We start from the raw sequence: 15,116 nt of genomic DNA, 5'->3' as shown, positions 1-15,116 counted from the left end.
CTACGAGTTGGTGATAAATGGGGGCGTCTTGGAACATGGGTGACCATGCCTTCCGATCTGCGGTTTCGTTCCGCTGGGCAACGGTGACCGAGTGTAAGACCCCGTGCCGGACGGTTCACCGCGGGTCCCGCCGAGGCGGGAAACGCCTAGCGCTCCGTCACCTTGCCCGCGGAGACCTCCAGTCGGCGGGTGACGCGGACCGCGTCGAGCATGCGGCGGTCGTGGGTGACCAGCAGCAGAGTGCCCTCGTAGGAGTCCAGTGCCGACTCCAGTTGCTCGATGGCCGGCAGATCCAGGTGGTTGGTGGGCTCGTCCAGGACCAGGAGGTTGACGCCCCTGCCCTGGAGGAGGGCGAGCGCGGCCCGGGTCCGCTCGCCCGGGGAGAGCGTCGCGGCGGGACGCGTCACATGGTCCGCCTTGAGACCGAACTTGGCGAGCAGTGTCCGCGCCTGAACCGGCTCGGTGTCCGGCACCGCCGCGCAGAAGGCGTCCAGCAGGCACTCGGCGCCGTGGAAGACGCGGCGGGCCTGGTCGACCTCGCCGACCAGCACGCCGGAGCCCAGGGCCGCGTGCCCGGCGTCCACCGGGACCCGCCCCAGCAGCGCGGCCAGCAGCGTCGACTTGCCCGCGCCGTTGGCGCCCGTGACCGCCACCCGGTCCGCCCAGTCGATCTGCAGGGACAGCGGGCCCAGCACGAAGCCGCCCCGGCGCACCTCCGCGTCCCGGAGCGTGGCGACGACCGCGCCCGACCGCGGGGCCGACGCGATCTCCATGCGCAGGTCCCACTCCTTGCGGGGCTCCTCGACGACCTCCAGCCGTTCGATCATGCGCTGGGTCTGGCGGGCCTTCGCGGCCTGCTTCTCACTGGCCTCGCTGCGGAACTTGCGGCCGATCTTGTCGTTGTCGCCGCCCGCCTTGCGCCGGGCGTTCTTCACGCCCTTGTCCATCCACGTGCGCTGCATCTGGGCCCGGTCCTGGAGGGCGGCCCTCTTGTCGGCGTACTCCTCGTAGTCCTCGCGGGCGTGCCGGCGGGCCACCTCCCGCTCCTCCAGGTAGGCCGCGTATCCGCCGCCGTAGAGGTTGATCCGCCCCTGGGCGAGGTCGAGTTCGAGGACCTTGGTGACGGTGCGGGTGAGGAACTCGCGGTCGTGGCTGACGACGACCGTCCCGGCGCGCAGGCCGGTCACGAACCGCTCCAGGCGCTCCAGGCCGGCCAGGTCGAGGTCGTTGGTCGGCTCGTCGAGCAGGAAGACGTCGTAGCGGGACAGCAGCAGTGAGGCGAGTCCCGCGCGGGCCGCCTGGCCTCCCGAGAGGGACGTCATGGGCTGGTCGAGACCGACGGCCAGGCCGAGCGAGTCCGCGACCTCCTCGGCGCGTTCGTCGAGGTCGGCGCCGCCGAGGCCGAGCCACCGCTCCAGGCTGCTCGCGTAGGCGTCGTCCGCGCCCGGCGCGCCCTCGACGAGGGCCTGCGTGGCCTCGTCCATGGCCCGCTGGGCCGCGGCCACCCCGGTGCGCCGGGCGAGGAACTCCCGTACGGTCTCGCCGGGCTTGCGTTCCGGCTCCTGGGGAAGGTGCCCGACGCTCGCCGCCGGCGGGGACAGGGTGACCTCGCCCTGTTCCGGGGTGCTCAGCCCGGCGAGCATCCTGAGCAGCGTGGACTTGCCCGCGCCGTTGGCGCCGACCAGCCCGATCACGTCCCCGGGCGCGACGACGAGGTCCAGTCCGGCGAACAGCGCGCGGTCGCCGTGCCCGGCGGCGAGGTTCTTGGCAACGAGGGTGGCAGTCATCAGAGGACCGATCCTAATGGCGGCGCCCCGGCGCCCCGGCGTCCCGTGCGAGCCGGTGCCGGCCGGGGGCCGGGATGGGCACGGTGTGCGCCTTCCGCTACCGTGCGCTGCGTGAACAGTGGGCCGGGTTTCGAGGTGGTGGTGGTCGGCGGCGGCGTCATCGGGCTGACGACGGCCGTCGTGCTGGCCGAGCGCGGCCTGCGGGTGCGGGTGTGGACGCGTGAGCCGGCCGAGCGCACGACGTCGGCGGTCGCCGGGGCGCTGTGGTGGCCGTACCGGATCGAGCCGGAGTCGCTCGTCGGGGAGTGGTCGCTCGAATCCCTGGCCGTGTACGAGGAGTTGGCGGCGCGTCCCGACGAGACGGGCGTACGCCTGGTCGAGGGGGTGCACGCCGGGACGCGGCTGGATGCGCTGGGGCCGTGGGCGGCGCGGGTGCCCTCTCTGCGCCCGGCGCACGCCGGGGAGTGGGCGGCGGGCACGGCGCTGTGGGCGCGGCTTCCGCTGATCGACATGCCGGCTCATCTGCCATGGCTGCGCGAGCGGTTGACCGGGGCGGGCGGGGTCGTGGAGGAGCGGGTGGTGACGGATCTGGCGGCGGTCGACGCGCCGGTCGTCGTGAACTGCACCGGCCTCGGCGCCCGTGAGCTCGTGCCCGATCCCGCGGTGCGTCCCGTGCGCGGTCAGCTCGTCGTCGTGGAGAACCCGGGGATCACGACGTGGCTGACGTCCGTCGACCCCGCCTCGGATGCCTCCACCTATCTCTTCCCGCAGCCTGGCGGGCTCGTCCTCGGCGGCACGGCCGAGGAGGACGACTGGTCGCCTGTGCCCGATCCGGCGGTGGCCGAGCGGATCGTCGAGCGGTGCGCGGCCCTCCGGCCGGAGATCGCCGGGGCGCGGGTGCTGGGGCACCGGGTGGGGCTGCGGCCGGTCCGGCACGCGGTGCGGCTGGAGTGCGAGGAGCTGCCGGGCGGGCGGGTGCTGGTGCACAACTACGGGCACGGCGGGGCCGGGGTCACCGTGGCCTGGGGGTGTGCGCGCCGGGCGGCCGGGCTGGTGTACCCGGCCGTCTGAGCGGGTGCGTTCCGGCCAGTCCGGTCCGTGGGTGTGGCTCGAAAGGCCCCTGAGCATGGTCGGCTCATGACGGCCGAATGGCGATCGTGTGACAGGGGTGGGCATGGACACGTCTGTGGCCGTCGGCACTCAATAGGCTCCGAACAGACCTCGTGCCCCTACGACTTGGAGCTGACGTGCACCGCAGAATGATCGCGCCGGGCGCACTGGTGGCGGCCACCCTGCTGCTGGCGATCCCGGCATCGGCGGCGAGCCACTCCCCCGGCGCTCCGGGCATCGGCGACCCCTACTACCCGTACTACGGCAACGGCGGATACGACGTCTCCCACTACGACCTCAGACTGAAGTACCAGCCGGCCACGGACGAGCTGGAGGGCACGGCGACGATCGAGGCACGGACCACGCAGGACCTGTCCAGCTTCGACCTGGACTTCCTGCTGGACGTCAGCGAGGTGCGGGTCAACGGGGCCACGGCGGCCTACGCCTCCTCCGGTCAGCACGAGTTGGTGATCACCCCGAAGAAGCCGCTGGCCAAGAACACGCCGATCACGGTGGTGGTCCGCTACAGCGGCGTGCCGTCCACGAAGAGCGCGTACGGCTTCACCACCTGGCACCGCACCCCGGACGGCGGCATCGCGGCGGACGAGCCGGAGGCGGCCTGGTGGTGGTTCCCGAGCAACGACCACCCGAGCGACAAGGCCACCTACGACGTGTCGGTGGCCGTGCCGGACGGCACGCAGGTGATCTCGGGCGGCACCCTCCAGTCGACCAGCTCGCAGCTCGGCTGGACCCGGTACAACTGGCGCCAGAACAAGCCGCAGGCCACGTATCTGGCGACGCTCGCGATCGGGAAGTTCGACATCACGACGGGCACCTCGGAGGACGGCGTCCCCGTCCTCAACGCCTACAGCAGGGACCTCGGCGACAACGCCGGGGCGGCGCGCGCGAGCGTGGAGCGCACCGGGGAGATCGTCGACTGGCTGAGCGGCTATTTCGGGCCGTATCCGTTCGCCTCGGCGGGCGGCTATGTGCCGAACACGACGACCGGGTACGCGCTGGAGACGCAGACCCGGGTGTACTACAGCCCGAAGCAGTTCGCGAACGGCTCCAACACGTCCGTCGTCGTGCACGAGCTGGCCCACCAGTGGTACGGCGACAGCGTGTCGCTGAAGGGCTGGAAGGACATCTGGATCAACGAGGGCTTCGCGCGCTACGCCCAGTGGCTGTGGTCCGAGCACGAGGGCGAGGGCACCGCGCAGGAGCTGGCGGACTGGGTGTACGCCTCGCACCCCGCCGACGACCCGTTCTGGACGGTCGCGCCGGGCGATCCGGGTCCGGACGACCAGTTCGACATCGCGGTCTACGACCGGGGCGCGCTCGCCGTGCAGGCGCTGCGCAACGAGGTCGGCGACAAGGCGTTCTTCGCCCTGCTGAAGGGCTGGCCGAAGAAGCACGCCTACGGCAACGCCTCCGTGGCCGACTTCCAGAAGTATGCCGAGCAGGTCTCCGGAAAGCCGCTCGCGGCCCTCTTCGACACCTGGCTCTTCCAGCCGGCCAAGCCGGCCGCCCCCGCGGCACGCGCGGCGTCCCTGGCGAAGACCTCGGCGCCCGTCGCCCAGCCGAGGTCCTGGAAGAAGATCGAGGCCACGAACGACGTGCACACGAGGTGATCCCCGGCCGGGCGGCCACCCCGAGCCGCCCGGCCTCACCCCTCGAAGTCGTACACCGTCACCACGCCACCGTACGAGGCGGCACCGACAGTGGCGTGGGTGTCAGTTCGTGAGGTCGGAGAGTTCCTGGTCGGTCGTACGGGCGACGCGGCGGCGGACGGGGAACCAGCCGGCGACCAGCAGGATCGCGATCAGCGGGATCAGCAGGAGGGTCTTGCGGCCCACGTCCGGGTCGTTCCACATGAGGCCCAGGCAGGCGAGGAGGAAGGCGATCGTGGCGATCTCGGTGACCGGGCTGCCGGGGAGGCGGAAGTGGGGGCGGGTGACCCGGCCGTCCCGGGCGCGGCGGACGAAGACCAGGTGGCAGATCATGATGATCACCCAGGTGCTGACGATGCCGAGGGAGGCGACGTTCAGCACGATCTCGAACGCCTGGCTGGGCACGAGGTAGTTCAGGCCGACGCCGAGCACGCAGACCGCGCAGGTCAGCAGGATGCCGCCGTAGGGGACCTGGCTGCGGCTCATCACACGGGTGAAGCGGGGCGCGGAGCCCGCCATGGCCATGGAGCGCAGGATGCGGCCGGTGGAGTACAGGCCGGAGTTCAGGGACGACATGGCGGCCGTGAGGACGACGAGGTTCATGATGTCGCCGGCCGCCGGGATGCCGATCTTCGACAGGACCGTGACGAACGGGCTCTCCCCGGCCGAGTAGACCGAGCCGGGCAGCAGCAGGGCCAGCAGGACGACCGAGCCGACGTAGAACAGGCCCACGCGCCACATGATGGAGTTCACCGCGCGCGGGACGACCTTCTCCGGCTCGGCCGTCTCGCCCGCGGCGACACCGACCAGTTCCAGGGCGGCGTAGGCGAAGATCACGCCCTGCATGACCAGGACGACCGGCATCGCGCCGTGCGGGAGCAGCCCGCCGTGGTCGGTGATCATGTTCAGGCCGGGCGTGTGTCCGCCGACGGGGTGCTGCGTGGCCAGCAGGAAGATGCCGATCAGCATGAAGCCGACCAGGGTGGCGACCTTGACGATCGCGAACCAGAACTCCATCTCGCCGAAGATCTTCACCGAGATCAGGTTCACGGTGAGGACCACCGCGAGGGCGATCAGCGCGAGCACCCACTGCGGTACGGGGGTGAACATGCTCCAGTAGTGCGTGTAGAGCGCGATCGCCGTGATGTCGGCGATTCCGGTCGTCGACCAGTTCAGGAAGTACATCCAGCCGGCGACGTAGGCGCCCTTCTCGCCGAGGAACTCGCGCGCGTACGACACGAAGGAGCCGGACGAGGGCCGGTACAGGACCAGCTCGCCGAGGGCCCGGACGACGAAGAACGCGAAGACGCCGCACACGAGGTACGCCAGCGCCAGGGCGGGGCCCGCGTTGTGCAGGCGACCGCCCGCTCCTAGAAAGAGTCCGGTGCCGATCGCCCCGCCGATGGCGATCATGTTGACGTGGCGGTGCTTGAGGTCCTTGCTGTATCCGGCGTCGCCCGCGTCTGCGGGCGTCCCGGTCGCCTGGGTGTGGGGGGCGACCTCGGCCGTGTGCGCGGATTCCTTGCTCACGGGTGGTTCCACTCTCTGGTGCCCCGGACGGCGCGCGCCCGGGTGTCCGTACGTGTTGCGGCCCGCACCACCCATGATCGCGGTACAGACCAGAACAGCAGCTTCCCAGGCCGGTCGGCCCCGGAGCGATGGCGGACGTCACAGAGCGGGACTTCTCACACGACCTTCGCTTATCGGTCACTGCCCGCACACTGGCAGGTCAGGGCTTTCACAGTACTGGTGGGACAGCGATACTGCTGCGATGACGACCGACTCCGACGAGCCGACCCTCACGATCGACGAGCTGGCCGCGCGGGCCGGCGTCACGGTGCGCACGGTCCGTTTCTACAGCGGCCGCGGCCTGCTGCCGCCCCCGGAGCTCGGCCCGCGCCGGGTGGGCCGCTACAGCCAGGAGCACCTGGCGCGGCTGGCGCTGATCGAGGAGATGCAGCTACGGGGCATGACGCTCGCCGCGATCGAGCGCCATCTGCGGCAGCTGCCGCCCGACCTCACCCCGCACGATCTCGCCATCCACCGCGCGGTGGTCGCGTCCTGGGCGCCGGACACCGTGGAGTCGCTGTCCCGGCGGGAGCTGGAGCGCCGGGCCGGCCGGCCGCTCGGCGAGGAGGACGTACGCCGGCTGGCCGCGATGAACGTCGTCGAGCCCGACGGGGACTCCTTCCGCGTCGACTCCGGTCTGCTGCGGCTCGGCGTGGAGCTCCTCGACGTGCCCCTGTCCCAGGAGACGATCCTCGCCGCACGCACGGTGCTGACCGAGCACGCGCGTACGGCCGCCCACGAGCTGTCGAAGCTGCTGCGCGACGCCGTCGCCGAACGCGACTCCCGGGACGTGAGGTCCCTGTCCGCCCTGATGCACCCTCTGGTGGTGCAGGCCCTGCTCACCACCTTCCAGCGCTCGCTGAAGGAGGAGCTGCGGGAGTGGCTGGACACGGCCGGGCGGGAGGCCCCCCGGGGAGCGGACCCCCGGGGGACGCGGAAGCCGTCGTCCGGCTGAACCGCTTGTCAGCGCGCGTCGGTGAAGGACTCGCCCTTCTCCGCCTTCGCCACCAGCAGCGCCGGCGGGGCGAACCGCTCGCCGTAGCGCTCGGCGAGTTCCCGCGCGCGTTCCACGAAGGCGGGCAGGCCGGTCCCTGCCCCGGCGCCGCCGTCGTAGCCGTTGATGTACTGCAGCACCCCGCCGGTCCAGCCGGGGAAGCCGATGCCGAGGACCGAGCCGATGTTGGCGTCGGCGACGGAGGTCAGGACGCCCTCCTCCAGGAGCCTGACCGTGTCGAGCGCCTCGGCGAAGAGCATGCGCTCCTGCATGTCCCGGAACGGGATCTCGTATCCGGCTTCGGTGAAGTGCTCACGCAGACCCGGCCACAGTCCGGCGCGAGCGCCGTCCTCGCCGTAGTCGTAGAAGCCGGCGCCGCCGCTGCGGCCCGTGCGGCCGAACTCGTCGACCATGCGGTCGACGACCGCGTCCGCGGGGTGCGGGGTCCAGGTGCCGCCCGCCTCCTCCACCGCCCGCCGCGACTCGGCCCGGATCTTCCGGGGCAGGGTGAGGGTCAGCTCGTCCATCAGGGACAGCACCTTGGCCGGGTAGCCCGCCTGGGCCGCCGCCTGCTCGACCGACGCGGGCTCGATGCCCTCGCCGACCATGGCCACGCCCTCGTTGATGAACTGCCCGATGACCCTGGAGGTGAAGAAGCCGCGCGAGTCGTTGACGACGATCGGGGTCTTGTTGATCTGCCGGACCAGGTCGAAGGCGCGGGCCAGCGCCTCGTCGCCGGTGCGCTCGCCCCTGATGATCTCGACCAGGGGCATCTTGTCCACGGGTGAGAAGAAGTGCAGCCCGATGAAGTCGGCCTGGCGTTCCACCCCTTCGGCGAGCAGGGTGATCGGAAGGGTGGAGGTGTTGGAGCACAGCAGCGCGTCCGGCGCGACGACCTGCTCGATCTCCTGGAACACCTTGTGCTTGAGCGCCGGGTCCTCGAAGACGGCCTCGATCACCGCGTCGCAGCCCGCGAGGTCGGCGACCTCCGCGGTGGGCGTGATCCGGGCGAGCACCGCGTCCGCCTTCTCCTGGCTGGTACGGCCCTTGGCGACGGCCTTGGCGCACAGCTTCTCGGAGTAGCCCCTGCCCTTGGCGGCGGCCTCCGGGGACACGTCCTTCAGGACGACCTCGATACCGGCGCGGGCGCAGGAGTAGGCGATGCCCGCGCCCATCATCCCGGCGCCGAGGACGGCCACCTTGCGCACCTGGCGGGGTTCGACGCCCCGCGGCCGACTGGCGCCCGAGTTGACCGCCTGGAGGTCGAAGAAGAACGCCTGGATCATGTTCTTCGAGGTCTGTCCCGCCGCCAGTTCCACGAAGTAGCGGGCCTCGATGACCTGGGCGGTCTCGAAGTCGACCTGGGCGCCCTCGACGGCGGCGGCCAGGATGTTGCGCGGGGCCGGGTAGGGGGCGCCGCCCGTCTGCTTGCGCAGACTGGCCGGGAAGGCGGGCAGGTTGGCGGCGAACTTCGGGTTCGCCGGTGTGCCGCCCGGGATGCGGTATCCGGGCTTGTCCCAGGGCTGCCGCGACTCGGGGTTGGCGTCGATGAAGGCGCGCGCCTTGGCCAGCAACTCCTCCCGCGAGGTGGCCACCTCGTCGACGAGCCCGTTCTCCCGGGCGCGCCGCGCGTTGTACTGGGTGCCCTGGAGCAGCACCTTGAGCAGGGCGTCGGTGATGCCCAGCAGCCGTACGGCGCGGACGACACCGCCGCCGCCGGGGAGCAGGCCCAGGGTCACCTCGGGGCAGCCGATCTTCATGCCCGGGGTGTCGAGCGCGATCCGGTGGTGGCAGGCCAGGGCGAGTTCGTAACCGCCGCCGAGCGCCGCGCCGTTGATCGCCGCGACGACCGGCTTGCCCAGGGTCTCGATGCGCCGCAGGTTCCGCTTGAGCGCGAGGCCGCCGTCGAACAGTTCCTGAGCGGTGTCCGGGGTGACCCGGATCAGGTCGCGCAGGTCGCCGCCCGCGAAGAAGGTCTTCTTGGCGGAGGTGAGGATGACGCCGCGGACGGAATCCTGCTCCGCCTCCAGCCGGTCGGCGACGGCGGCGAGCGAGTCGCGGAACGCCCGGTTCATGGTGTTCGCGGACTGGTCGGGGTCGTCGAGGACGAGGGTGACGACACCGGTGTCGTCCTGCTCCCAGCGGATGGTGGTGCTCTCGGTCATGTCGGGGTCTCCGTTGAAGTCTGGGTTCTGAGGGAGCCGCTGGGGGCGGGTCAGACGCGCTCGACGATGGTGGCGACGCCCATGCCGCCGCCGACGCACAGGGTCGCGAGTCCGTAGCGCTTGTCCTGGCGCTCCAGTTCGTCCACGAGGGTGCCGAGGATCATCGCCCCGGTGGCGCCGAGCGGGTGGCCGAGCGCGATGGCGCCGCCGTTGACGTTGACCTTGTCCAGGGAGAGTCCCATGTCCTTCACGAAGCGCAGGACGACTGCCGCGAACGCCTCGTTGATCTCGACGAGGTCGATGTCGTCGATGGTCAGCCCGGCCTTGGCGAGGGCCTTGCGGGTGGCCGGGGCGGGCCCGGTGAGCATGATGGTGGGCTCGGAGCCGGACACGGCGGCGGAGACGATCCGCGCGCGCGGGGTGAGGCCGTTGCGGTCGCCGGCCTCCTTGGAGCCGATGGCGACCAGGGAGGCGCCGTCGACGATGCCGGAGGAGTTGCCCGCGTGGTGCACATGGTCGATCTTCTCCACCCAGTGGTACTTCTGCAGGGCGACGGCGTCGAAGCCGCCCAGGTCGCCGATGTCCGCGAAGGACGGCTTGAGCGCCGCCAGCGAGTCGGCGGTGGTGCCGGGGCGCGGGTGCTCGTCGTGGTCGAGGACGACGAGTCCGTTGCGGTCCCTGACCGGGACGACGGAGCGGTCGAAGCGGCCCTCCTTCCAGGCGGTGACCGCGCGCTCCTGGGACAGGGCGGCGTACTCGTCGACGTCCCGCCGGGAGAAGCCCTCGATGGTGGCGATCAGGTCGGCGCCGATGCCCTGGGGCACGAAGTTGACGGCGAGGTTGGTCATCGGGTCGTTGAACCAGGCGCCCCCGTCCGAGGCCATCGGCACCCGGGACATCGACTCGACGCCGCCCGCGAGGACCAGGTCCTCCCAGCCGGAGCGCACCTTGGCGGCGGCCAGGTTGACGGCCTCGAGACCGGAGGCGCAGAAGCGGTTCTCCTGCACGCCCGCCACCGTGTCCGGCAGTCCCGCGGCGATGGCGGCGATCCGGGCGATGTCGGAGCCCTGGTCGCCGATCGGGCCGACGACGCCGAGCACGATGTCGTCGACGGCGGCCGGGTCGAGTCCGGGGAAGCGGTCGCGGATCTCGTGGATGAGGCCGACGACCAGGTCGATGGGCTTCGTGCCGTGCAGGGCGCCGTTGGCCTTGCCGCGCCCGCGCGGGGTGCGGATCGCGTCGTACACGTACGCTTCGGTGCTCACTGACAAGCCTTTCGACGAGGGTGGTGTCCGGGGGCGGAGGGGGCGTGGGGCGGGAGCCGGGGACGGGTCGCGGTCGTGGGTCCGTCACACGACGACCTCCCCGGCCTCGTCCTTCCCGTCGTTCCCGTCCTCCAGGAGGGCGGGCAGGTCCCAGTCGCGGGCCACGGCCGCCGCGCCGTCGCCGGGCCGGGCGGGGGCGGTGCGCACGGCGGTGGGTGTGGCGGAGAAGCGGGGCGCGGGGGCGGGCTGGGTGAGGCCGGCGTGCTCTGTGAAGGTGCCGCGGGCGGCGAGGTGCGGGTGGTGCGGGGCCTCGCCCAGCGACAGTACGGGGGCCACGCAGGCGTCGGAGCCCTCGAAGACCGCGGTCCACTCCTGCTGGGTGCGGGACTTGAAGCGGGCGGCGACCGCCTCGCGCAGTTCGCCCCAGCGGGTGTGGTCGGTACGGGCCCCGGCGCGCTCGTCGTCCAGGCCGAGCAGTCCGGTGAACTCGTCGTAGAACCGCTGCTCCAGGGCGCCGACCGCCATGTACCGGCCGTCCGCGGTCTCGTAGGCGCCGTAGTACGGGCAGCCGCCGTCCAGGAGGTTGGTCCCGCGGCGGTCCTGCCAGGCGCCTGCGGCGAGCATGCCGTGGATCATCGCGGAGAGGTGCGCGGCGCCGTCGACGATCGCGGCGTCCACGACCTGGCCGGTGCCGGTCGCGCGCGCGTGGTGCAGGGCGGCGAGGACGCCGACCACGAGGTAGAGGGAGCCGCCGGCGTAGTCGCCGAGGAGGTTGGCGGGGACGGCCGGGGGCGTGTCCGGTTCGCCGATCATGCCGAGGGTGCCGGTCAGGGCGATGTAGGCGATGTCGTGTCCCGCGCGCGGGGCGAGCGGTCCGTCCTGGCCCCATCCGGTCATCCGGCCGTAGACCAGCCGTGGGTTGCGGGCGTGGCAGGCCACGGGGCCGACGCCCAGGCGTTCGGCGACGCCGGGTCGGTAGCCCTCGATGAGGACGTCGGCGCGGGCGGCGAGGTCGAGGACCCGGGCGGGGCCGTGCGGGGACTTCAGGTCGACGACCACCGAGCGCTTGTTGCGGTTGGTGATGTCGTGGGCGGCGTCGATGCCGAGTCCGGCGCCGCCGGGGCGGTCCACCCGTACGACGTCGGCGCCGAGGTCGGCCAGCAGCATCGCGGCGAACGGGCCGGGGCCGATGCCGGCCAGCTCGACCACGCGCACACCGGTCAGCGGGCCGCGCCGCCCCGCCGCCTCTGCCGTTGTCATCAGGTCCCCTCACTGTGACACAACCGATGTAACACCGATGATGCTAAGAACGTGTTCCAGCGGATACAAGCCCTCGGCGAGCAAGCGCTTAGCCAAGCCCGTATCGAAGACGTACCCGCCGGCCCCGTGGCCGTACCGGGTGGCCTCGTGGCCGTACCCGGTGGCCTCGTGGCCGTATCCGCACCGCCGGACGGTCACCGCCGGGCCCTCGCCGCCGGACACCGCACTCCTCACGCTAGCCTCGGCCGCGAACAGCGGCGCGGGCTGCGAGAGCGAGGAGTGTCATGAGCAGGCTGAGGAACTCCGACCGTCCGTACGACGTGGTCCTCTTCGGGGCCACCGGCTTCGTCGGGGCGCTCACCGCCGAGTACCTCGCCGCACACGCCCCCGAGGGGCTGCGCTGGGCGATCGCCGGGCGCAGCGAGGAGCGGCTGACGGAGCTGCGCGAGCGGCTGTCCTCGGATGCGTCCGTCGGAGTGCTGCGCGCGGACATGGCCGACCCGGACTCCCTGCGCGACCTCGCCCGGCGCACGCGCGTCCTGGCCACCGCCGTGGGCCCGTACACGGCCGCCGGCGAGGAACTCGTCGCCGCCTGCGCCGACAGCGGCACGGACTACCTGGACCTGTGCGGCGAGCCCGAGTTCGTGGACCTGGTGTACGTACGGCACGACGCACGCGCGCGCGAGACGGGGGCGCGCCTGGTGCACGCCTGCGGCTTCGACTCCGTCCCGGCCGACCTGGGGGTGTACTTCACCGTCCGGCAGCTTCCGGAGGGCGTACCGCTGACCGTGGACGGATTCGTCCGGGTGGACGCCGCCTTCTCGAGTGGGACCCTCACGTCGGCCCTCAGCCAGTTCGCGCGCCCCCTGCGGGCGCGGGCCGCCGCGCGGGACCGGGCGCGGCACGAGCCCCGGCTGCTGGGGCGGCGGGCGGTGACGCCGACGGGCGCGCCGCGGTTCGCCGGGGAGGTGGGCGCCTGGGCGGTGCCCCTGCCGACCATCGACGCGCAGATCGTGCGGCGCTCGGCGCGCGTGCTGGAACGTTACGGCCCGGACTTCCGCTACCGCCACTACGCGGCCGTTCGGCACCTGCCCGTCGTCGTGGGTGGTGCCGCGGCCCTCGGCGCGGTCCTGGCCGCCGCCCAACTGCCGCCCGCCCGGCGCTGGTTGTCCGGACGGTTGCAGCCCGGTGCGGGGCCGAGCGAGGAGCGGCGGGCCAGGAGCTGGTTCTCGCTGCGGTTCGTGGGCGAGGGCGGCGGACGGCAGGTGTTCACCGAGGTCGCGGGCGGCGACCCCGGGTACGGCGAGACGGCGAAGATGTTCGCCGAGTCGGCGCTCGCCCTGGCCCTGGACGACCTGCCGCCGACGGCGGGCCAGGTCACCACGGCGGCGGCCATGGGCGACGCCCTCATCGACCGCCTGCGCCGGGCGGGCCTCACCTTCCGGACCGCGACGAGCCGCTAGCCGGCCTGTCCCGGCCGCCTGCCCGCCGTGGCCTCGCGCAGGGCGCGGCGGCACAGGGCGTCGGCGCGGCGGGTCGTCTCCGGGAGGCGGTGGGCCGGGGTGAGGGCGAGGGTGTGCGCGCAGGCGTTGTCCAGGCTCACCCGGTGGCCGACGGAGACGAAGACCGGCTTGACGCCGTCCCGGGTGCGCAGGGCCCGACCGACCTCGTCCGGGCCGGCGAGCAGCGGTGAGGCGCTGCCGCGCGGGGTGTCCGGAACCTGGTGCGTGAAGGTGAACGGGTTCTTGGCGACGCCGATCGTCGGCAGTCCGGTCAGCACGCCGAGGTGGCTCGCCAGGCCGAAGCGCCGGGGATGTGCCAGGCCGTAGCCGTCGCAGACGACCAGGCCGGGCGGGCGGGGCAGGGCGTCCAGCGCGGCGAGCACGGTGGGGATCTCACGGAAGGCCAGCAGCCCGGGCACGTACGGGAAGGAGACCCGCCCGACGGCGGTGGCCTCGGCGACGACGCGCAGGGTGGCCGCGTCCAGGACGACGGCGGCCGCCGCGACGAGGTTCCGCTCGTCGTCGTAGGCGACGTCGACCCCCGTGACGTGGCCCGCCCCGGGCGGCGGTCCCGGCTCGTCCAGCACCACCCGTCGGCGCAACTCGTCCTGGACCGCGCGGGCCTGCTCCTCGGTGGCGGGCCAGCCCGCCGGAATGCGTACGGTGGTCGTCATGACGGCCGAGCGTACGGCCACGCGGGTACCGCACGGCCGGGCGGGCCCGCGTCCTGACCGGAGGCGGGCCCGCCGGGCTCGGTGCGGGGGTCAGCCTTTGCCCAGGGCCTGCCGCAACTGCTGCTTGTTCATGTCCGAGCGGCCGTGGATGTTGCGCCGCTTGGCCTCCTCGTAGAGCTGGTCGTAGGTGGGCCCCTCGGAGCCCCGGCCCGAGCGCTGCCCACCCCGCCTGCCGGAGGACATGTCCTGGGTGGAGGTGCGGCCGGCGGTCTTCGACTCGCCGCTGCGGGCGCGCTCCTTGTTCACCGTGCGCCCGGCGATCTCCTTCGCGCGTTCGGTGCTCTCCCCCCGGTCCTGCGCGCTCTCCTTGATGTGCTCGTACTGGCGCTCGCGCTTGGAACTGGAACCGCGTGGCATGCCGTTCACTTCCTCTCTGTGCAAGGAACGGATACCCGCAATTCTGGATCGATTCGCCATTTCGGGCGATATCCAGTCCTCCAGTCGAGCGACACGAGAGCCGTGTCTCCTCGGTGAATGAAGTCGGTGACGGAGGTCACTCGCTCCTCGTGTGCACGGATCGGCGGCTTCCGTCGTCTTTTCCAGTGCCCGGCCTCATCCGACCGGAGGTTCGTCCAGCCGTCACAAGGGAGCAAGGCCTTGTCCACCGACATCGAGCAGTTCGTGGAGGCGCGCCTGGTCTCCGCCACGCCACGGATGCAGAGCATTCCCGCCACGCTGCACTACGACCGGCACGACCCGTTCGCCGTCCGTATGACCTTCCCGGCCCCGGCCACCCTCGAAGGTGTGGAGGTCTGCTGGATCTTCGCCCGCGAGCTGCTGGCGGCCGGCCTGCGCGAGCCCGAGGGCGACGGCGACGTACGGGTGCGTCCGTACGGCTACGACCGTACGGTCCTGGAGTTCCACGCCCCCGAGGGCACGGCCGTGGTGCACGTCCGCAGCGGTGAGATACGGCGCTTCCTGGAGTCCACGAGCGAACTGGTGCCGCTGGGCCTGGAACACCTCCAGCTCAATCTGGACCACGACTTGGCGGAACTGATGCGAGACGCCTGCTGACGACCCCGAGGGCCGGCAGACCCGGGGTGGCCGGGCCCAAGGTCGG

At 72.3% G+C, this 15,116-nt stretch carries 12 protein-coding genes; 5 read left to right on the top strand and 7 right to left on the bottom strand.

Annotation, left to right across the window (positions count from 1 at the left end; genetic code table 11):
- Nucleotides 1-146: 146 nt before the first annotated feature.
- Nucleotides 147-1,787, bottom strand: coding sequence for an ABC-F family ATP-binding cassette domain-containing protein (locus tag ACF09J_RS12540; RefSeq protein WP_392305369.1), 1,641 nt, complete (start codon nt 1,785-1,787; stop codon nt 147-149).
- A 135-nt stretch (nt 1,788-1,922) separates the two neighbouring features.
- Between ACF09J_RS12540 and ACF09J_RS12535 the strand changes: the two genes are divergently transcribed.
- Complete coding sequence (locus ACF09J_RS12535; RefSeq protein WP_392305427.1) at nt 1,923-2,858, top strand: FAD-dependent oxidoreductase; 936 nt, start codon at nt 1,923-1,925, stop codon at nt 2,856-2,858.
- Between the two features lie 176 nt (nt 2,859-3,034).
- A complete protein-coding gene (locus tag ACF09J_RS12530; protein WP_392305368.1) occupies nt 3,035-4,528 on the top strand; it encodes a M1 family metallopeptidase in 1,494 nt (497 codons plus the stop codon).
- 102 nt (nt 4,529-4,630) lie between these two features.
- Here ACF09J_RS12530 and ACF09J_RS12525 read toward each other — a convergent pair whose 3' ends face one another.
- Nucleotides 4,631-6,097, bottom strand: coding sequence for an amino acid permease (locus ACF09J_RS12525; RefSeq protein WP_392305367.1), 1,467 nt, complete (start codon nt 6,095-6,097; stop codon nt 4,631-4,633).
- Between the two features lie 241 nt (nt 6,098-6,338).
- Here ACF09J_RS12525 and ACF09J_RS12520 point away from each other — a divergent pair, with 241 nt between their 5' ends.
- Entirely contained in the window at nt 6,339-7,091 is a 753-nt protein-coding gene (locus ACF09J_RS12520) for a MerR family transcriptional regulator (protein ID WP_392305366.1), read from the top strand.
- Nucleotides 7,092-7,099: 8 nt separating this feature from the next.
- On the opposite strand, the gene ACF09J_RS12515 is transcribed toward ACF09J_RS12520, so the two are convergent.
- The 3 genes from ACF09J_RS12515 to ACF09J_RS12505 form a co-directional block, all read right to left on the bottom strand.
- Entirely contained in the window at nt 7,100-9,295 is a 2,196-nt protein-coding gene (locus ACF09J_RS12515; RefSeq protein WP_392305365.1) for a 3-hydroxyacyl-CoA dehydrogenase NAD-binding domain-containing protein, read from the bottom strand.
- Nucleotides 9,296-9,345: 50 nt separating this feature from the next.
- Nucleotides 9,346-10,560, bottom strand: coding sequence for an acetyl-CoA C-acetyltransferase (locus tag ACF09J_RS12510; protein WP_392305364.1), 1,215 nt, complete (start codon nt 10,558-10,560; stop codon nt 9,346-9,348).
- Nucleotides 10,561-10,644: 84 nt separating this feature from the next.
- A complete protein-coding gene (locus ACF09J_RS12505; RefSeq protein ID WP_392305363.1) occupies nt 10,645-11,820 on the bottom strand; it encodes a CaiB/BaiF CoA transferase family protein in 1,176 nt (391 codons plus the stop codon).
- Between the two features lie 284 nt (nt 11,821-12,104).
- On the opposite strand from ACF09J_RS12505, the gene ACF09J_RS12500 reads away from it, so the two are divergent.
- A complete protein-coding gene (locus ACF09J_RS12500) occupies nt 12,105-13,283 on the top strand; it encodes a saccharopine dehydrogenase family protein (protein WP_392305362.1) in 1,179 nt (392 codons plus the stop codon).
- Here the strand turns inward: ACF09J_RS12500 and ACF09J_RS12495 are convergent.
- A complete protein-coding gene (locus ACF09J_RS12495) occupies nt 13,280-13,996 on the bottom strand; it encodes an endonuclease V (RefSeq protein WP_392305361.1) in 717 nt (238 codons plus the stop codon). The two genes, ACF09J_RS12500 and ACF09J_RS12495, sit on opposite strands and share 4 nt — an antisense overlap.
- Nucleotides 13,997-14,086: 90 nt before the next feature.
- Nucleotides 14,087-14,413: a plasmid stabilization protein gene (locus ACF09J_RS12490; protein WP_392305360.1), complete on the bottom strand. Its 327-nt coding sequence runs from the start codon at nt 14,411-14,413 to the stop codon at nt 14,087-14,089.
- Between the two features lie 240 nt (nt 14,414-14,653).
- Here ACF09J_RS12490 and ACF09J_RS12485 point away from each other — a divergent pair, with 240 nt between their 5' ends.
- On the top strand, nt 14,654-15,070 hold the full coding sequence (locus tag ACF09J_RS12485) for an SsgA family sporulation/cell division regulator (RefSeq protein WP_392305359.1): 417 nt from the start codon (nt 14,654-14,656) through the stop codon (nt 15,068-15,070).
- Nucleotides 15,071-15,116: the final 46 nt, after the last annotated feature.

The organism is Streptomyces sp. NPDC014889, from assembly GCF_043081205.1.
GTDB lineage: Bacteria > Actinomycetota > Actinomycetes > Streptomycetales > Streptomycetaceae > Streptomyces.
This window is presented reverse-complemented; position numbering and strand designations above follow the sequence as displayed.